Source organism: Pseudonocardia sp. Ae331_Ps2, from assembly GCF_001932405.1.
GTDB lineage: Bacteria > Actinomycetota > Actinomycetes > Mycobacteriales > Pseudonocardiaceae > Pseudonocardia.
This window is the reverse complement of sequence record NZ_MCIM01000001.1, coordinates 2,417,496-2,435,990: the sequence shown is the minus strand read 5'-3', so window position 1 is coordinate 2,435,990 and position 18,495 is coordinate 2,417,496. Positions and strand designations below refer to the sequence as shown.

Here is an 18,495-nt window from a genome sequence, read left to right as displayed (position 1 = left end):
GCCGGGATCAGCCGACAGTGGTGCAGCCGACGTTCGCCGAGCTGTACTGGTTGTCGTCCAGCGATTCCGAGGTCTGGGTGTCGACGACCTGACCCGTCGCGACGTCGGTGATGGTGCAGGTGATAGTGCCGGGCCCGGAACTCACTGCGTTGACCTGGGCAAACTTGTAGTCCCCCGTCACCTCGACGGTCTTGCTCCACGGCAGCGCCTGGTAGTCCGACGACGAGCTGGTGGCGCTGCCGGTGCCGTAGGAGACCATCATCTTCTCGGCATCACCGGTGATCTCCAGCGTGTAGGTGACCGGACCGGCGACAAAGGGGTTCGTCACGTCCGCCGGCGTCGTCCCCGTCCCGGACGTGGCGGCCGGCGACGATGCCGCAGACAGGTTGCCGAGATCCTCCGACAGCTGGTTCAGGCCGGTGAAGACGATGACCATGCCCCAGACACCGAGGGCGATCGCGATCACGGAGAGAACGGTCCCGGTGATCGCCGTCTTCAGGTTGCTGGCAGTCCGACGACGGGCTCGACCGAACCCGACCAGCCCCAGGATCACGCCCACGGCGCCGAGCGCGAACGCCAGGAAGCCGGTGAAGGGAACCAGCCCGAACAGGAGCCCGACGATGCCGAGGCACAGCGCGGCGATACCGAGCCCGTTCCGGGGCGCAGCCGGCGCGACAGGAGCCCAGCCGTGAGGTTGCTGCGGGACCGCTCCGGCAGGCGGCATCCATTGCTGTGGCACGGCGGGCTGCGGCCCGGGGCGCTGGAACTGCCCGGGCACGGGTGCTGCCTGGTGCCACGGCGGAGCGCCGTGGCCCGGCCCGGGACGGTAGGGGTCGCCCTGCGGGCGCTGCGAGGTGGTCACGACCGTCCCATCGCCAGGATGAGCAGGACCGTATCGCCCGAAACCCCCGGATCGTCACATCTGATGATCGCGGCGGTCAGCGCCTCGACATGATCGGTCGGCCCGTTCAGGGGCGAGCCGCGACGCCCAGCCGCGTCAGGCCCTTCTCCAGATCGCCGCCGAGGATCCGGTCCATCGGCACGACGCGGCCCAGCAGCGCGGCGATCCCCCGCTGCTCGCCGGTCATCCGCCAGACGACCTCGGTCCGGGCACCGTCGGCGGGGACGAACAGGAAGGTCGAGGTGGCGGTGGAGCGGAACGGCTTCTCGAAGGTCACCGCGACGTCGACCTGGTCCGCGGCGTCACCGACGACCTCCATCGTCCCGCGGCCGGCCCGGCGGTTGCCCGACCACGAGTACCGCGCGCCGAGGCCGCGCTCGGGCCCGGAGTACTCCCGGTGCAGGTCCGGGTCGAGGCCCTCCCAGGGCGACCAGCCCCGCCACGCGTGCAGGTCCGCGACCAGTGGGTGGACGCGGTCGGCCGGTGCGTCCACGACGGTCCGGCGCTCGACGAGGTAGCTGCTCACGGCAGTGGAAGCTAGTCCCGCGGCCCCGATGCGGGATTCCCCCACCGGCCCGCCCCGGACAGGAGTCAGTCCCGCGCCTCGACGTAATCGGTGCTCTCCTCGCCGACCGGGGTGCGTGTCCCGCCCAGCGCCCCGTCGGCCCAGCTCGCGGCCTTCCGCAGCCGCAGGCTGTTGGTGACCACCAGGAACGACGAGAGCGCCATCGCGGCCCCGGCGAGCAGGGGGTTCAGCAGCCCCGCCATCGCGACGGGGATCGCCGCGGTGTTGTAGCCGAACGCCCACCAGAGGTTGCCGCGGATGGTGCCCATCGTGGCGCGGGCCAGCTCGACGGTCGCCGGGAGCACGCGCAGGTCGTCGCGCACGAGCACGACGTCGGCGGCCTCCAGGGCGACGTCGGTGCCCGAGCCCACGGCGATGCCCAGGTCCGCGGCGACGAGCGCGGCGGCGTCGTTCACCCCGTCGCCGACCATCGCGACGGTGCGGCCCTGGGCCTGCAGCCCACGGATGTGGTCGACCTTGCCGTCGGGCAGCGCGCCGGCGACGACCTCGGTGATCCCACAGGCGGCGGCGACGGCGTGCGCGGCGGCGGGCCGGTCACCGGTCAGCAGCACCGGGCGCAGCCCCATCGCGACCAGCTCGGCGACGGCCACCGGCGCGGACTCCTTCACCGGGTCGGCCAGCGCGATCAGCCCGGCGAGAGCCTCGTCGACGTGCACGGCGACGACGGTGTGCCCGGCCGCCTCCCACTCCGCGAGCCGCGGCGCGAGCGCACCCGGGTCCTCCGGGGGACGACCGACGGTGACGGTGCGGCCGTCGACGGTGCCGCGGGCCCCGAGCCCGGGCAGCGCGACGAAGTCCTCCACCGCCGGGACGTCCGAACCGGCGTGGGCCCGGATCGCGACGGCGATGGCGTGCTCGGACCCGCTCTCGACGGCGGCGGCGCGGGCCAGCAGCTGCGCCGCGTCGCCACCCGGGACGGCCGCGACCTCGACCACGGCCATCCGCCCGGTCGTCAGCGTGCCGGTCTTGTCGAGCACGACCGTGTCGGCGGCCCGGGTGGTCTCCAGCGCCCGGTGCCCCTTCACGAAGATGCCCAGCTCGGCGCCACGGCCGGTCGCGACCATCAGCGCGGTCGGCGTCGCCAGCCCCAGCGCACACGGGCAGGCGATGATCACGACGGCGATCGCGGGGGCCAGCGCGCCGGCCCAGCCCGCGCCGGCCAGCAGCCAGCCCCCGAGGGTGAGCAGCGCCAACCCCAGCACCACCGGCACGAACACCGACGACACCCGGTCGACCAACCGCTGCGTCGCGGACTTCTCGGTCTGCGCCCGCTCGACGGCCGCGATCATCCGCGCGAGGCGGGTGTCGGCCCCGACCTGCTCGGCGACGACGACCAGCCGCCCGCCCGAGGCGATCGTGCCGCCGGTGACGGCGTCGCCCGGCCCGACCTCGACCGGGACCGGCTCACCGGTCATCGCGCTGGTGTCGACGGCGGCCCGCCCGGTCTCGACGACACCGTCGGCGGCGACCCGCTCACCCGGCCGCACCAGGAAACGGTCGCCGACCCGCAGGCGTCGCACCGGGACGCGGGACTCCACACCCCCGGACAGGACGGTGACCTCGTCGGTCTCCAGCGCGGCGAGCGAGCGCATGACCCGCCCGGCGGTACGGCGGGCCCGTGCCTCGAAGTACCGCCCGGCCAGCACGAACGTCGTCACCCCGGCGGCGACCTCGATGTAGAGCGGCCCGGAGGGGTGCAGCACCGCGTCCCACCCGGTGAGGGTCTGCCGGGTGTCGAGGAAGGCCATCTCCCCCAGCGACCAGGCCGAGGCCGAGATCACGCCGAGCGAGACGAGGGTGTCCATCGACGTCGTCCCGTGACGCAGGTTCAGCACCGCGGTGCGGTGGAACGGCCACGCCGCCCAGCCGACGACGGGCAGCGCGAGCGCCACGACCACCCACTGCCAGTACGGGAAGCGCAGCGACGGCACCAGCGACATCGCCAGCGACAGGTCGGCCAGCGGGATGAACAGGATGAGCGCGACGGCCATCCTGGTCCGCAGCCGGCGCAGCGCGGTGTCGTCGGAGGTGGCCTCGTCACCGGTGTCGGTGGGGCGGATCTCGGTGGCGCCGTAGCCGGCCCTGCGGACCGTCTCGACCAGCGTGGAGACCGGGGTGGCCGACGGGTACCGGACCAGCGCGCGCTCGGTCGCGAGATTGACGGTCGCGTCGACCCCGTCGAGCCTGCCGAGCTTGCGCTCGACGCGGCCGACGCAGGCGGCGCAGGTCATGCCGTCGATCTTGAGTTCGACCGTACGGACGTCCGTCTCCGGTGCGGGCCGGTCCACGGCGCTGTCGGTACTCACGACCCCATGGTTCTACACGCGATCGAAGATCCGCCACCCGGGCCCCTGACCTGCGGCGGACCGATGCCCCGCCGAACCGTTGCGGGACGAGAGGGCGTACAACTGGTCGTCGGGAGCGGGGCACACGGACATCCGAGGAGGAGACCCTGATGGCCACCGGGAAGCGGAAGGCGGCGGCGAAGAACCCGCTCACCGCGAAGAAGGGACCGTCGCAGTTCACGGTGATCGCAGTGATCGTCGTCGTGGCCTTCGCGGCCGTCGTCGGTGTCGGCGTCTACTGGAAGAACTCCGGAGGCGGGATCGCGGTCCCGGCCAACGCGTCCGCGCAGGGCGTGACCGTCGGCAACGAGGCGGCCCCGAAGACGATCGACATCTACCTCGACTTCCAGTGCCCGATCTGCAAGCAGTTCGAGGCGCAGGCCGGGCAGACCCTCGACCAGCTCGTCTCCTCCGGTCAGGCGAAGATCGTCTACCACCCCATCGCCATCCTGGACCGGGCCTCGTCGACCCGGTACTCGACGCGTTCGGGCGCCGCGGCGGGGTGCGCGGCCGCGGCGGGGGTGTTCCCGCAGTTCGAGAAGGAGCTCTACGACAACCAGCCCGCCGAGGGCGGCGCGGGGCTCCCGAACGAGCAGCTGGTCGCGCTCGGGCAGAAGGTCGGCGCGGGCGGCGACTTCGCCCAGTGCGTCGACGACCAGCGCTACGCCCCCTGGGTCACCCAGATCACCCAGCAGGCGCTGCGCGACGGCGTGTCCGGCACCCCGACCGTGAAGGTCGACGGCACCCAGGTCGACGCGACCCCGCAGGCAGTCCAGCAGGCGGTCGCCGCGGGCTGACCACGCGGGTCCGGCGGCGGACCGGCCGCACCATCGGGGTCTGCACGTGCATCCGCAGTAGCATCGCGGGCGACCATCGGCAGGAGCCACCGGAGGACGTGTGGTCATGACCGCGGCACACGGCCCACTCGTCATCCGCAAACGGCTGGGCTGGGCCCTCAAGCAGCTCCGCACGGGGCGCCACCGGCAGCTCTCCGAGATCGCGAAGCTCCTCGAGGTCTCGCCCTCCAAGCTGTCCCGCATCGAGACGGGGCAGGTGGAGCCGAAGTTCCGTGACGTCCGCGACCTGCTGGACATCTACGAGGCATCCGACGCCGACCGCGAGCGGATCCTGGGATGGGCGAACGACGCGAAGGCTCCGGGCTGGTGGGAGCCCTTCGGTCCCGCACCGTCGGGCGTCGACCTGGACATGCTCATCTCGCTGGAGGCGGAGTCCCGGGCCAAGGAGACGTTCAGCATCCCGATCTCCGGTCTCCTGCAGACCGAGGACTACGCGAGGTTGCTCCTGACCGAGGTGTTCGCCGGTCGGGCCCGGAGCGAGATCGAGCGCATGGTGGAGATCCGCCTCGGCCGGCAGAACGTCATCGAGCCCGACCGGGCCGAGGCCCCGCCCCTGGAGCTCCACGTCCTCCTCGACGAGGTCGCACTGCACCGGTGCGCCGACCAGGAGGTGCTCCGGGCGCAGATCGGCGAGCTGATCCGCCGGGGCGACCAGCCCAACGTCACGCTGCAGATCCTGCCGTTCCACGCCGGCTGGACGAGCGCGACCAGCACGTTCTCCGTCTTCACCCCACGCCGTCCCGAGACGGACTGGCCGATGGTCAATGTCGAGGGCACGGAGAACGACGTCTTCGTCGACACCCCGCAGGCCGTCGCCGACTACCGCCGGATCTGGCGGCGACTCCTCGACCGGGCCATGTCCCCCGACGAGAGCCGCGCGATGCTGGAGCGACGCTTCGCGGGGCGGTCCTAGCCGCGCAGACGGTCGAGGTCGAACTCGCCGTTCTTGACCCCGCGGACGAAGGCCGTCCACTCGTCGTCGGTGAAGCCGACGACGGTCGCCTCCGCGGTCGTCGACCGGACACGCACACCGGCCGCGTCGGCCGCCACCGCGACGCACTCGCCCTTCGCACAGAAGGAACTGGTGACGAACTGACCGTCGGACACTGTCGACCTCGGCTCCGCATCACGCCGGTCGGGGCCGGCAGCACCGTCGGTGCGGGGAGCGGCACCGACACCCCGTACAACGAGCGTCCCCGGCGAAGGGCGTGACCGGCGCCCGGCCGAGGAGATGTTCACTCGTTCGTCCCGGTCGGGGAGCGTGAGTGGTGTTCAGCCCTGGGTGGCGATCTCCCCCGGCGTCGCCGCGACCCGGTTCTCAGCCCGCCGGATCAGCATGATCCCCCCGAGGATCAGCACCCCGCCCGCCACCTGGATCAGGCTCGGGACCTGCGCGATCAGCATCCAGGCCGCCAGCACCCCGAACATCACCTCGGACAGCCCCACGAACGAGGCGACCCGCGTGTCGAGCCGTCGGATCGCGATGATCCCCGTGAGGTACGGCAGCACCGTCGCGAGCACGACCAGCATCCCGAGCAGCACCGGCCACGGCACGTCGGCGCCCGCCAGGCTCCCGCTGGACTCCCCCACCCGCCACGGCGTGATGCCCAGCAGACCGGTCACCGTGAGCGTCACCGCGCCGACGACCATCGCGCCGGAGATCATCAACAGTGGTGGGACGCCATCGCGGTCGTCGCCGCCGGGGAGGAGGAAGTAGACGCAGACGCACGCCGCCGAGCCGAGGCCCCACAGGATTCCCGTCAGGTCGACGCGTTGCGGCCCGAACGGGTCGACGACCAGTACCAGCCCGACCAGCGAGACCACGCAGCCGACGAGCGTCACCGCCGCCGGGGCGGTCCGGGTCCGCGCCCACGTCCAGCCGACGAGCAGCACGGGCGCGAGGAACTCCAGCAGCAGCGCGACGCCCACCGACAGGTGCTGCAACGCCTGGAAGAAGCACAGCTGGACACCCGCGACGGCGGCCAGGCCGTAGAGCAGGACCTTGCGGGCGTTCGGCGCGCTGAGCGGGTACCGGCGCAGCATCACGACCGTCACCGGGAGGAGCAGGACCGCCGCGCCGGCGATGCGCAGCAGCGTCGTGAGCCCGGGCGACCAGCCCGCCTCCAGGAACGCCGCACCGAGCGGCCCGGAGAAGCCGTACGCGGCGGCCGAGACCAGCGCCCACAGCAGCCCGCGGACCACGTGATCCCGTGTCACGACCGAAGCACCCATAGACTCCTGACACTAGGAACCGACCATGTCAGGGGTCAACATGGAATTCGCCCATGACACCCAGGTGCTGCTCGCGGCGGCCGCGGCGCTGGTGAACACCCGTCGGGCCGACCCGGACCCGCTCGACGACGTGCCGGGCTTCGCCGCGTGGCTGGCCGAGCAGCCGTACTCGGGGCGCCGCGCCGGCTCCGACGACGAGCGCCGGGCCGTCCGGGTGCTCCGCGAGCGGCTGGCCGGGCTGTGGCCCGCCCACGGCGAGGACGACGGCCCCGACCGCGACGGCACCGTCACCCTGGTCAACGCCATCCTCGCCGAGACCGATGCGCGCCCGCACCTCGCGCGGCACGACGGCTGGGACTGGCACCTGCACGTCACCCCGCAGGACGCCCCGCTGGCGGACCGGATGGGCGCGGAGATCGCGATGTCGGTCGTCGACCTGGTGCGCCGCGACGACCTGTCCCGGCTGCGCCGCTGCGCCGCCGAGGACTGCGACGCCGTGCTGGTCGACCTGTCCCGCAACCGTTCCAAGCGCTTCTGCGACACCGGCAACTGCGCGAACCGAGCGCACGTCGCCGCCTACCGCGCCCGCCGCGCCACCCGTTCCTCCGAGCGCCCTTCCTCCGGCGCGGGCGGGCCGGGGCGGGTCAGCTCCGGGCCGTCAGGTGCTCGGTGAGCAGGGCGTTCACCTCGTCGGGGCGCTCGTAGTTCAGTAGGTGGGCCGAGTCGGCGACCTCGGCGTAGCGGGCGCCGGGGATCGCGTCGGCGATCTCGTGCAGGGACGACGGCGGCGTCGCCGGGTCGTCCGCCCCCGCCACGGCGAGTGCCGGCACCGACACCTCGCCCAGCTCGGCGCGGATGTCGAAGGCGCCGATGGCGGCGCAGCAGGCGGCGTAGCTCTCGTCGTCGGAGGCGCGCAGCATGTCCAGCAGCCGCTGCTCTCCGGCCGGGTCGCGCTGCGCCCAGGACTCGACGTACCAGGTCCCGGTGCGAGAGCCGACCATCGCGGCGGTGCCGTCCGCCCGCACGGTCGCCGCGCGCTGCGGCCACGAGTCCGGGTTCGGGAAGCGCGCCGCCGTCGCCAGGACCGCGATGCTGCGCACCCGCTCCCCGCCGTGCACGCCGAGCCACTGGCCGATCGCCCCGCCGATCGAGACGCCGACGTAGTGGAAGTCCGCGACCCCGGCGGCGTCGGCAGCGGCGAGCGCGCCGCGGCCGAGGTCGGCGATCGTCAGGTCACCGGTGACGGGGGCCGAGTCGCCGTGGCCGGGCAGGTCGAACCGGACGCAGCGGAAGCGGTCGGACAGGGCCGCCACCTGGGCGTCGAACAGATGCAGGTCGGTACCCAGCGACGGGCCGAACAGCACCGCCGGTGCGTCGGCCGGACCGTCCACGACGTGGTGCAGATCGAGTGCCATGTGCCCATCCTGCACCGGCTGCGGATCGTGGCCCGGGTTCGTAGGGTCGTCGGCGAGGACGTGTGCGCCACCGGAGTCGCTGGAGAGAGGACCGTCCATGGCCGAGCTCGAGACGTTCAGGATGCTGATCGGCGGGAAGCCGTCCGACGCGGCGTCCGGCCGCACCTTCGAGACGCAGAACCCGTTCACCGGAGCGCCCTGGGCGACCGTGCCGGACGGCGGCCCCGACGACGTCGACGCCGCCGTCGCCGCCGCCCGCAGCGCGCTCGACGGCGAGTGGGGCGCGATGACCCCGTTCGGCCGCGCCGCCTGCCTGCGTCGGCTGGGCGACCTGATCACCGAGAACGCCGAGGCGCTGGCCCGGACCGAGGTCAGCGACTCCGGGAAGCTGTACCGGGAGATGATCGGCCAGCTGGGCGGTCTCGGCGGCTGGTACCAGTACTACGCCGGGATCGCCCCGACGATCGAGGGCCGCCAGATCCCCACTCCGAACCCGAACTACCTGGTCTACACGCGCAAGGAACCGGTCGGCGTCGTCGCGGCGATCACGCCGTGGAACTCCCCGCTGCTGCTGATGACCTGGAAGGTCGCACCCGCGCTGGCCGCGGGCTGCACGATCGTCGTGAAGCCGTCGGAGCACGCGCCCGCCTCGACGCTGAAGTGGGCCGAGCTGATCGAGAAGGCCGGGATCCCGGCCGGCGTGGTCAACGTCGTCACCACGAACGACCGGGACACCGCCGCGCACCTGGCCGGGCACCCGGGCGTCGACAAGGTCGCGTTCACCGGCTCCACGGCGACCGGACGGTCGATCGCGAAGGCGGCCGCCGAGAACCTGAACACGGTCACCCTGGAGCTGGGTGGCAAGTCCCCGCAGGTCGTGTTCCCCGACGCCGACCTGGAGGCCGCCGCGAACGGGATCGTCGCCGGCGTGTTCGCCGCGACCGGCCAGACCTGCATGGCGGGGTCGCGGCTGATCGTGCACGCCGACGTCCACGACGAGCTCGTCCGGCTCGTCGCCGAGCGCGCGGCGACGATCACCCTCGGCGACCCGAACGCCGAGGACACCGAGATGGGTCCCGTCGCGAACGGGCCGCAGTACGAGAAGGTGCTCGGCTACCTGGAGACGGCGAAGGCGGAGGGCAACACCGTCGCCTACGGCGGGGCCGCCGAGTCCGGCCTGGGCGGCTACTTCGTGCAGCCGACCGTGATCACCGGGGTGACGCCCGAGTCCACGGTCTACCGGGAGGAGGTGTTCGGCCCGGTGCTCGCGGCGCTGAGGTTCACCGACGAGGACGAGGCGGTGACGCTCGCCAACGACACCCCCTACGGCCTGGCCGGTGCGGTGTGGACGAAGGACGTGCACCGTGCGCACCGGGTCGCGGGGAGGATCCGCGCCGGGACGGTGTGGATCAACGCCTACCGGGTGGTGTCGCCGAGCGTCCCGTTCGGCGGGTTCGGACACTCCGGGCTCGGCCGGGAGAACGGCGTCGCGGCCGTCGAGGAGTACCTGGAGAACAAGTCGGTGTGGGTGGAGCTGACCGGCGGCACCCGCGACCCGTTCACCCTCGGCTGAGGCCGGGCGCCGGTTCCGGGGATGTGCAACCGCCGTGCCCGGGGTCGAGGTCCCGGGCACGGCGGTCCTCCGGCGCCGCGGGCGGGACGCGCGGGCCCGGCGACGGGGAGCGTCGCCGGATCCGGCGGCCACGTCGTGCGGCGTGGAAGTCGGGGAGCGACCACGGAACCGATGCGGACAGCACGCTACGACCGGCGGCGGCCGCCGTTCGCGGACTGAGACCCCCGACCGGTGGACGGACCCGCGAGCGCGACGGGTGGGAAAGCGTTCCGCCGTCCGGAGCAGTCGGACCCGTCGGTCGCGCGCGGGGCTCTCAGCGGCCGCCGGACAGCCCGCTCCCGGGCGACGGCGGTCGGCACCCCGGCGCCTCGGCGGCCTCGGCACTGTCAGGCCAGGACCACCTGCCCGCTCTCGACCCGCACCGGTCGCGAGGTGAGCGGTGCCCGGGCGGGTCCGTCGAGCGGGGCCCCGTCGGAGACGGCGAACAGGCTGCCGTGGCAGGGGCAGGAGATGCCGGCCCGGGAGACCTGGTCGACGAGGCAGCCCTGGTGCGGGCAGGTCGCGTCGAAGGCCAGGACGGTGTTCGCGTCCGGGCGGGTCACGACGACCCGCTGCTCGGCGAAGACCCGCCCGCCGCCGACCGGGACGTCGTCGACGGCGGTGAGTCCGGCGGGCACCGGGGCGGCGGCGCTGCTCGGCGCGGGCGCCGGAGTGGTCGGCTCCGGTGTGGGGGTGGACGGTGCGGGCGCGGCGGGAGCCGTGTCACGCGGGGTTCCGTAGGTGGCGCAGCCCGCGGCACAGCAGGCCACGGCGGCACCGGCGCCGGCGAGGAGCCGGCGGCGCGGGATCGGGGACACGGGGGACCTCCGGGGTTCGGTGGGAGCGGTCGGGGATCAGAACGACAGGCCGTGGCCGGTGAAGAACCACAGCGCCGAGGTGAGCCAGACCCCGGCGAGCACGGCGAGCAGCACCCCACCCGCGACGGCGAGCAGCCATCCGGGCACGCCCGGACGCCGCAGGAGCAGCATCTTGGTGACGAACGCGCCGTAGAACAGGCAGCCGAGCGCGGAGTGCAGCAGCGCCGACGTCGTCGCGCCGGACCAGCCGAACGCGTAGAGGCACTGCACGGCGACGGGCACGGTCACCAGCACCGCGACCCGGCCCGACCACCGGTGCGCGACCGCGGTCGCCGGGTCGGCGTAGCCGCGCATCATCATCCGACCCGTCACCCCCTGGACGATCGCGAGGACCAGGGCCGCCGAGCCGAGCCAGGCCTTCGCCGCGGCCCCGCTGGAGAACCCGGCGAGGTTCACCGCGACGCCGGTGCCGACGTGCTGACGGGCCCAGACACCGAGGGCCACCGCGACCAGCGACCCGACGACGACCGGGACGGCGACGACCCGCCACGACGGGCCCTCCGCCGGGACGGCGACCTCCTGGGCCGCCTCCGCGGCCGGGCGGCGACGCGCGCGGGTCGGGTCGGGTGTCGCCGCGCGGGACCGGCGACGGCCGGGGGTGCTCCCGGCCCGGGCCGCGTCGTCGGCGCCCGTGGACCATCCGGACTGCGGGACGTCACCGGCGGCCCGGCGCGGGCGGCCGGGACGCGCGGTCCCGGCGTCCCGCGCCGGGCGGCGCGGCGTGGTGACCCCGTGGGCGCCCGAACCGCCGCCCGGGGGCGAGGTGAGCGGGCCGGTCGGGGTGAACAGGTCCCCCGCGACGGCGTCGCGGCGCCGGTCGGCGGTGCCCGCCCATCGGTCCGCGGCCGTGTCGGGGTCGTGGTCGGGTGCCCGGGACGGCTCCGGGACGGCGGCCCAGCCGCCGCTGTGCTCGGGGCCGCGGGGGTTCGGGATGTCCGCGGGGACCGGGGCGAACCCGACCGGGTCCGTGAGGTCGCGGTCCTCGTGCCGCGCGCGGGGGGACATCAGTACCCACCGCCGTAGCCGCTGCCGCCGGTGGCCGGGGCCTCGGCAGGCGCGGGGGCCGGTGCGGGTGCCGGGTCGGACGCGTCGGTCCGGGCCGCGGTGAACTCCCAGGACCGCCCGTCGGCGCGGGCGGTGCCGGTGGCGACACCGTCGGCGACTCTGTACGCGACCTCCGCGCCGTCCTTGCCGGTCAGGCGGGTGGTGCCGCCGGGGGTGGCGGTGCCCGTCGTCCAGGACTCGATGCCGCGGTTGTCGCAGACGTAGGCCTTCACGGTGCCGTCGGTGACCCAGATGTCGACGGTGACCGTCCCGTTCGTCGACCGGCCCGTGTAGGCGACCGTGCCGGTCGCGGCCGGGGCCGGGGCGGCCGTCGGAGCGGGCGCCGCCGGGAGGGCGAGCGAGCCCGCCGCCTGGTCGACGGCGGCGGGGGCCGCTGGGGGCAGCGGTTCCGGTTCTGCGGTGAGCACGACGTTGGCCGTCGCGGCCCCGGCGGCGACCGCGCCGACGGCGACCATGGTCAGGAGGGGTCCGGAGAGTCGCATGTCAGCCCACCTCGATCCGGACCGAGTCGAAGGCGGGCGTCTGGTTGGCCCGCTGCATCATCGGGGTGCGGTGCGACCCGTCGCCGGCCCACGACGAGCACTGCAGCTCGCCGGTCTTCTCGACCCCGGGCACGTCGATCGTGACGCTGTCCGGCCGTGCTCCCCCGCCGCCGTCCTCGGTGGCCAGGAAGAACAGCGGGTCGGGCGCCGAGTCCGGTGCCTCGCCCGGGTCGGGCAGGATCCGGCAGGCGGTGTGGAAGTGGCCGCGCTGGAGCCCCTGGCCGTTCAGCAGGGACGCCTCGGCGTAGTAGCCGCCCTGGGCCGCGGGCAGGAACCGGTCGCGGACCAGGTTCCGGGTGCTGACGGTCAGGCGGAACGCCTCCCCCGGGCGGACCTTCGTCGGGGCCTGGGTGATCAGCAGCGACGGGCTGCGGCCGGCGTCGGCGACCTCGCCGAACGCGGTGGACACGCAGCGGGGCGCCTTTTGGAACCCGTCGTGGGCGGTGAGCCTGCTGCCGGAGCAGTCGACGGCGAGGATGTCGAGCGCCGACGGCGCGCCCGTGCCGTTCCCGTCGGCCTTCCCGGCGGCTCCGCCCCCCGCGCCGTCGGAACCCCGGCCGTCGGCGGCACCGGAGGCCTGATCGTCGGCGGCACCGGACCCCGAGCCCGAGCCGTCGGCGCCCGAGCCCGCGTCCGAGCTGCCCGAGCCCGCGTCCGAGGTGCCCGGGCCCGAGGAGCCGGACCCCGTGTGCCCGGAGTGGTCGTGCCCGCCGCCCCCGGAGGAGCCCGCGGCATCGGACGTGTCCCGGGCCCCGTCGGACGAGCCGGACGAGCCGGACGAGTCGGACGGCCCGGATGCGACGTTCGCCGGCCGGTCCCCCCGGTCGACGGAGGCGGCCCCGGCGGCGTAGGCGGCGGGCCCGGCGACGAGCAGGCCCAGTGCGAGCGCGGTGACCGCGATCGTCCTGCTGCGACTGGTGGTGGGTCTCATCGGTATCGGCTCCTCGGGGCGGTGCGGTGCGCGCCGGTGGTGCGGGAGGGCGGCGCTCCGGTGTCGGTGTCCAGGTCGAGGTAGTGGGGGGTGGCGTCGGCGAGGCCGGCGTCGGGGTCGGGCCGGGGTCGGACCGGCGGCACGTGCGCCAGCTCGTCCCAGGGGTCGGGCGGTCCGACCGGCAGGGCCCGTCGGGCGCCGTCGCGGGGGTGGCGCGGGGCGGGGACGAGGGCGGTGGTCGGGCCGGCGGCCGGGCGGCCACGCCGGTGCAGGGTCATGAGCAGCCCGCCCGCGGCGAGCAGCGCGACCCCGACCACCAGGGCCGGCACGACGACGTCGGTCGCGCTGCGGGCGCCGGTCGGAACCGGATCGGGCGGGGCCGGCAGGGCCGCGTAGTCGACCAGCCCGGTCGACTCCAGGTAGCCGATGTGCCGGGTGACGTACACCGACGCCTCGTTCGCGAACTGCCGCATGAGCTCGTTGCGGGTGCCGACCTTGACGTCGGTGATCACCGGCAGGACCGAGCCGTGCGCGGCGCGCAGGAGCTGCACGAACTGGCGGTCGTAGTCGGTCCCGGGGCGGGCGGTCAGGTCGTTCATCCAGCCGATCTGCTGGTCGTTCGGTCTGCTGGGCAGCAGGACCCCGAGCTGTTCGGCGGTGGAGCGGACCAGCGCGTCGAGATCGTGGTGCTCGACGCCGAGCTTGCGCGCAACCTCGCGGACCGCCGGCGAGGTGGCCTGCTGCTCACCCTGCTGCCCGGTCGGTGCCTCCCAGAGACCGGCGAGGCGCACCTTCTGCAGCAGGTCGCGATCGGCGGGGCCGAGCGGCCCCCACCGGGTCTGCGTCCATCCCTGCTGCTGGTCGGTGGAGGCCGAGGTGGCCACCCAGTACTGGGCGAGCGCGACCGCGGCGACCGCGGCCAGCGCGGCGAGCACCGACCAGCGGAGCGGGCCGGGGATCCGGCGGGACATGGGCTCTCCCCTTCTCAGACCTGGGCGAACTGCTCGGTGTGCACCCGGTCGTCCGGGACACCGAGCGCGGTGAGGGTGGCGAGGACGTCGCCGACGAGCTGCGGCCGGCCGCAGACGAAGTAGTCGAGGCGGCGGGCCGGGTCGTCGAGATCGGTCAGGACGGCGGCGAGCAGCGCGGTGTCGATCGGCCCGGTGGCCCCGGCCCAGTCCGCGGACGGGCGGCGCAGCACCTCGGTGACCTGCAGGTCGATCAGTGTGCGCAGGTGCGCGAGCTCGGCCCGGAACAGCAGGTCGGCGCGGTCGCGGGCGTGCACGACCAGCCGGTACGGCCGCCGGTCGCCGCGGTCGGCGGCGGTGCGCAGCATGCTCATCATCGGCGTGATCCCGACGCCGCCCGCGATCAGCACGAGCCCGGTCGACGGCACCGAGTCCGGGGTGAACGAGCCGTACGGGCCGTCCACCCAGACCGGGTCGCCGCGGCGCAGCTCACGCAGCCGCCCGGCGAAGTCGCCGGTGTGCCGGACGGTGAACTCGACCCGCCCACCGTCGGCCGCCGACGACGCGATGGTGAACGGGTGCTCCTCCACCGACATCCGCTCCAGCCGCAGCCAGGCGAACTGGCCGGGCCGGAACCACGGCCCGGCGTGCCGGCCGGGCCGGGCGAGCACGAGCGTCGACACGGTCGGGCTCTCCGGGCGCACGACGTGCACCCGGAACTCGCCGGTCGCCGCGCGGGCACCCCAGCGGAGCACCAGCACCGCGACCAGCAGCAGGCCGAGCCCGCCGAGCACCGGCCCCATGACGGCGTCGCCGACCAGGTTGTTCAGCCACAGCACGTGCAGCGACGACGCGCCGACGACGACCGCGGCCAGGCTCAGGTGCAGCCAGCGCCACACCTCGTGCGAGCCGGTCCGGACCCCGCGCAGCGCGAGCACCAGCAGCACGACGACCGCGACCGTCGCGAGGGTGGCGGCCTGGCCGCGGGCCGGTGCGGCGAACGGCACGAGCAGCCCGACGCGTTCCGGGTGGTCGGCCACCACACAGGCCAGGTGCAGGGCGACGAGCACCCCGGCCAGCACACCGAGCCTGCGGTGCAGGCCGAGCAGGGTCTCCAGGCCGAGGGCTCCGGAGAGTCCGCGCACCCGGGACGGCAGCACCGCGACGATCACCATCGCCGACAGCGCGAGCAGCCCGGTCAGGACCGAGAGCTGGTGCAGCAGCGGCTGCGGCCCGGAACGGAGCATCCAGATCAGCGACGGGCCGACGAGGACCGTGACCAGCACGGATCCCCACACCGTGCGAGCGCGGCGGTGCGCCAGCCAGGCGTCGGCGGGCGGCGGGGTGTCCCGCCGCAGGGGTGCGGTGACCGGATGCGGAACCGGGCGGTTCACCGGTCGCCGGGCGTGCGCCCGGCCGGTGAGGGTGCCCGCAGCGGGCGGGGGTGGTGGGTGCGCGAGCGGTGGACCGTCACCGACCGGCCTCGGGCCGGTCGTGGGTGCGACGCTGCGGTCGCGCGGACGCCGGGGGTGCGTCCGCGCAGGGCGGGGCGGGTCATCGGATCACTCCGGTTCGTGGAACCGGCCGGGTGGGGAGCCCCGGCCACCGCCACGGCGTCCGAGGGGGAGCGGGCCGCGGTGCGGTGACACGAACATAGGAACCCCACCGCGGCGGGGTTGCGTTCCTGAGAGCACCCACCGCCGTCCGGTCGTCGCCGTCCGGCGGGCGGGGTCCGATCGCTCCGGTCGGCCTACCGACCTACGGCCGACCGCCGCGACGACTCTCAGGGACCTCACGCTCACCGCGCGCGACCACCGCTGGTCCCGTCCGATCGGCCCCCGACGGCACGCACCGGCCCGCGGACAGGGCCGACGGCGGCGACGCGTCTGCGCCCGGCCGCGGCGGGCCCGAGCCCGGCGGTCGACCACGACGCACCCTCGTGGCGCCGCGGTCGCACGGCAGGTCGGACGGCAGCGCCCCTGGTCGGAGGCGCGGCCGGGTGACTCCGTCAGGCGGAGACGCGCTCCGCGGCCCGGACGCCCTCGGCGAGCTCGCGGGCGAGCGACTCGACCGCGGACGGCCCACCGGACTCCAGGGCCTGCACGAACGCCGTGCCGACGATGACGCCGTCGGCGTAGGAGGCGACGTCGGCCGCCTGCTCCGCGGTCCGCACACCCAGGCCGACGCACACCGGCAGGGTCGCGTGCTCCCGCGCACGGGTGACCAGGTCACGAGCCTCGACGCCGACCGAGCGGACGCCGGTGACGCCCATCAGGGACGCGGCGTAGAGGAAGCCACGGCTCGCGCCGACGGTCATCCGCATCCGCTCGGGGGTGGTGGTCTGGGCGACCAGGAAGATCCGGTCGAGGTCGTGCTTCTCCGACGCGGCGAGCCACTCGTCGCAGTCGTCGGGCAGCAGGTCGGGCGTGATCAGACCGGAACCGCCCGCCTCGGCGAGGTCGGCGGCGAACCGCTCGATGCCGTAGCGGTCGACGAGGTTCCAGTAGGTCATGACCAGCGCCGGCGCGCCGGCGTCGACGACCCCGCGGACGGCGGTGAACGCGTCGCGGGAGCGGGCGCCGTTGTCCAGCGCCTGCTGGGTGGCGCGCTGGATGACCGGGCCGTCCATCAGCGGGTCGGAGTAGGGCAGCCCGACCTCGACGACGTCGACGCCGCCCGCGACCATCGCCCGCATCGCCTCGACCGAGCCCTCGACGGTCGGGAAGCCGACCGGCAGGTACCCGACCAGTGCGGCGCGGCCCTCGGCCCGGACCGCCTCGATCCGCTGCGCCACGCTGGCCATCAGACCGCTCCGTCCGTCACGGCGTTGCCCTCTTCGTCGATGAGCTGGAAGTACTTCGCCGCGGTGTCGACGTCCTTGTCGCCACGGCCGGACAGGTTGACCAGCACGACCTTGCCCTCGCCCAGGCGCTTCGCCTCGCGCAGCGCACCGGCCAGCGCGTGCGCGCTCTCGATGGCCGGGATGATGCCCTCGGTGCGGCAGAGCAGGCGGAAGGCGTCCATCGCCTCGGCGTCGGTGACCGACTCGTAGCGGGCGCGCTTCATGTCGTGCAGCCAGGAGTGCTCCGGGCCGACGCCCGGGTAGTCCAGACCGGCGGAGATGGAGTGCGAGTCGCGGGTCTGGCCGTCCTCGTCCTGGAGGATGAAGCTGCGCGAGCCGTGCAGGACCCCGACGTCGCCGCCGCCGATCGACGACGCGTGCCGCGGGGTGTCGACGCCGTCGCCGCCCGCCTCGAACCCGACCAGCTCGACCGAGGTGTCGTCGAGGAAGGCGTGGAAGATGCCCATCGCGTTGGAGCCGCCGCCGACACAGGCGCACACCAGGTCGGGCAGCGCACCGGTCAGGTCCTGGACCTGCTGGCGGGCCTCGACCCCGATGATCCGCTGGAAGTCGCGCACCATCGCCGGGAACGGGTGCGGACCGGCGACCGAGCCGATGAGGTAGTGCGTGTCGGCCACGTTGGTGACCCAGTCGCGCATCGCCTCGTTCATCGCGTCCTTGAGGGTGCGCGTGCCCGAGGTGACCGGGCGGACCTCGGCGCCGAGCATGCGCATCCGGGCGACGTTGAGCGCCTGGCGCTCGGTGTCGACCTCGCCCATGTAGACGACGCACTCCAGCCCCATCAGGGCGGCGGCGGTGGCCGAGGCGACACCGTGCTGCCCGGCGCCGGTCTCCGCGATGACCCGGGTCTTGCCCATCCGCTTGGTGAGCAGTGCCTGGCCCAGCACGTTGTTGATCTTGTGCGAGCCGGTGTGGTTCAGATCCTCCCGCTTGAGCAGGATGCGTGCACCGCCCGCGTGCGCGGCGAACCGCGGCGCCTCGGTGAGCAGGCTCGGACGCCCCGAGTAGGTGCGGTGCAGCTCGGCGAGCTCGGCCTGGAAGGCCTCGTCGGTCATCGCCGCGTGGTAGGCCTGCTCGAGCTCGTCCAGCGCGGCGACCAGCGCCTCCGGGACGTAGCGGCCGCCGAAGCGGCCGAAGTACGGGCCGGTCTGGTCGACCAGCCGCGCCGTGTCCCCGGCCGGGGGAAGGGCGGTGTCGGTCACGAGTACTCCCTGACGGATCGAGGACCCCGATCTCGGGCCGCCGCCGGGCGGGGATGCGCCGGGAGATCGGACGTCCACGACGGTACACCGGGCCCACG

The 18,495-nt window shown here is 74.5% G+C and carries 18 protein-coding genes; 4 read left to right on the top strand and 14 right to left on the bottom strand.

Annotation, left to right across the window (positions count from 1 at the left end; all coding sequences use genetic code 11):
* Positions 1-7: 7 nt before the first annotated feature.
* The 3 genes from Ae331Ps2_RS31940 to Ae331Ps2_RS11635 form a co-directional block, all read right to left on the bottom strand.
* Positions 8-862 (bottom strand): DUF4190 domain-containing protein, encoded by an 855-nt coding sequence (locus tag Ae331Ps2_RS31940; protein WP_175581815.1) that lies wholly within the window; start codon positions 860-862, stop codon positions 8-10.
* A gap of 106 nt (positions 863-968) precedes the next feature.
* The gene (locus Ae331Ps2_RS11640) at positions 969-1,427 is read right to left on the bottom strand and encodes an SRPBCC family protein (RefSeq protein ID WP_075308944.1); all 459 of its coding nucleotides are present in this window, start codon (positions 1,425-1,427) and stop codon (positions 969-971) included.
* Positions 1,428-1,492: 65 nt separating this feature from the next.
* Positions 1,493-3,793 carry a cation-translocating P-type ATPase gene (locus tag Ae331Ps2_RS11635; RefSeq protein ID WP_233147703.1) on the bottom strand — a complete coding sequence of 767 codons (2,301 nt, stop codon included), beginning with the start codon at positions 3,791-3,793 and terminating at the stop codon, positions 1,493-1,495.
* Between the two features lie 149 nt (positions 3,794-3,942).
* On the opposite strand from Ae331Ps2_RS11635, the gene Ae331Ps2_RS11630 reads away from it, so the two are divergent.
* Together Ae331Ps2_RS11630 and Ae331Ps2_RS11625 are read left to right on the top strand one after the other, a co-directional pair.
* On the top strand, positions 3,943-4,629 hold the full coding sequence (locus Ae331Ps2_RS11630) for a thioredoxin domain-containing protein (protein WP_020627125.1): 687 nt from the start codon (positions 3,943-3,945) through the stop codon (positions 4,627-4,629).
* Between the two features lie 106 nt (positions 4,630-4,735).
* The gene (locus Ae331Ps2_RS11625) at positions 4,736-5,602 is read left to right on the top strand and encodes a helix-turn-helix transcriptional regulator (protein WP_139318859.1); all 867 of its coding nucleotides are present in this window, start codon (positions 4,736-4,738) and stop codon (positions 5,600-5,602) included.
* Here the strand turns inward: Ae331Ps2_RS11625 and Ae331Ps2_RS11620 are convergent.
* Positions 5,599-5,796, bottom strand: a complete 198-nt coding sequence (locus Ae331Ps2_RS11620; RefSeq protein WP_020625336.1) for a DUF397 domain-containing protein — start codon at positions 5,794-5,796, stop codon at positions 5,599-5,601. The two genes, Ae331Ps2_RS11625 and Ae331Ps2_RS11620, sit on opposite strands and share 4 nt — an antisense overlap.
* Positions 5,797-5,961: 165 nt before the next feature.
* Positions 5,962-6,906, bottom strand: a complete 945-nt coding sequence (locus Ae331Ps2_RS11615; RefSeq protein ID WP_158071557.1) for a DMT family transporter — start codon at positions 6,904-6,906, stop codon at positions 5,962-5,964.
* A 55-nt stretch (positions 6,907-6,961) separates the two neighbouring features.
* Between Ae331Ps2_RS11615 and Ae331Ps2_RS11610 the strand changes: the two genes are divergently transcribed.
* A complete protein-coding gene (locus tag Ae331Ps2_RS11610) occupies positions 6,962-7,594 on the top strand; it encodes a CGNR zinc finger domain-containing protein (protein WP_020625334.1) in 633 nt (210 codons plus the stop codon).
* Here the strand turns inward: Ae331Ps2_RS11610 and pcaD are convergent.
* Positions 7,566-8,336, bottom strand: a complete 771-nt coding sequence (gene pcaD / locus Ae331Ps2_RS11605; protein WP_075312521.1) for a 3-oxoadipate enol-lactonase — start codon at positions 8,334-8,336, stop codon at positions 7,566-7,568. The genes Ae331Ps2_RS11610 and pcaD overlap by 29 nt on opposite strands.
* Before the next feature lie 97 nt (positions 8,337-8,433).
* On the opposite strand from pcaD, the gene Ae331Ps2_RS11600 reads away from it, so the two are divergent.
* Entirely contained in the window at positions 8,434-9,909 is a 1,476-nt protein-coding gene (locus Ae331Ps2_RS11600) for an aldehyde dehydrogenase (RefSeq protein WP_075308950.1), read from the top strand.
* A gap of 386 nt (positions 9,910-10,295) precedes the next feature.
* Here Ae331Ps2_RS11600 and Ae331Ps2_RS11595 read toward each other — a convergent pair whose 3' ends face one another.
* The 8 genes from Ae331Ps2_RS11595 to trpB form a co-directional block, all read right to left on the bottom strand.
* Positions 10,296-10,766, bottom strand: coding sequence for a Rieske (2Fe-2S) protein (locus Ae331Ps2_RS11595; RefSeq protein WP_075308952.1), 471 nt, complete (start codon positions 10,764-10,766; stop codon positions 10,296-10,298).
* Between the two features lie 36 nt (positions 10,767-10,802).
* Positions 10,803-11,831 carry a DUF6529 family protein gene (locus Ae331Ps2_RS33190; RefSeq protein ID WP_233147702.1) on the bottom strand — a complete coding sequence of 343 codons (1,029 nt, stop codon included), beginning with the start codon at positions 11,829-11,831 and terminating at the stop codon, positions 10,803-10,805.
* Entirely contained in the window at positions 11,831-12,373 is a 543-nt protein-coding gene (locus Ae331Ps2_RS11585) for a hypothetical protein (RefSeq protein WP_075308954.1), read from the bottom strand. Before Ae331Ps2_RS11585 ends, Ae331Ps2_RS33190 begins: the two co-directional genes overlap by 1 nt.
* Before the next feature lies 1 nt (position 12,374).
* Complete coding sequence (locus Ae331Ps2_RS31170; RefSeq protein WP_075308956.1) at positions 12,375-13,364, bottom strand: hypothetical protein; 990 nt, start codon at positions 13,362-13,364, stop codon at positions 12,375-12,377.
* Entirely contained in the window at positions 13,361-14,335 is a 975-nt protein-coding gene (locus Ae331Ps2_RS11575; RefSeq protein ID WP_075308958.1) for a DUF4142 domain-containing protein, read from the bottom strand. The genes Ae331Ps2_RS31170 and Ae331Ps2_RS11575 overlap by 4 nt, the downstream gene beginning before the upstream one ends.
* A 14-nt stretch (positions 14,336-14,349) precedes the next feature.
* On the bottom strand, positions 14,350-15,618 hold the full coding sequence (locus Ae331Ps2_RS11570) for a ferric reductase-like transmembrane domain-containing protein (protein ID WP_139318860.1): 1,269 nt from the start codon (positions 15,616-15,618) through the stop codon (positions 14,350-14,352).
* A gap of 722 nt (positions 15,619-16,340) precedes the next feature.
* Entirely contained in the window at positions 16,341-17,135 is a 795-nt protein-coding gene (trpA, locus tag Ae331Ps2_RS11565) for a tryptophan synthase subunit alpha (protein ID WP_075308960.1), read from the bottom strand.
* Entirely contained in the window at positions 17,135-18,397 is a 1,263-nt protein-coding gene (gene trpB, locus Ae331Ps2_RS11560) for a tryptophan synthase subunit beta (RefSeq protein ID WP_020623504.1), read from the bottom strand. The genes trpA and trpB overlap by 1 nt, the downstream gene beginning before the upstream one ends.
* Between the last annotated feature and the right edge of the window lie 98 nt (positions 18,398-18,495).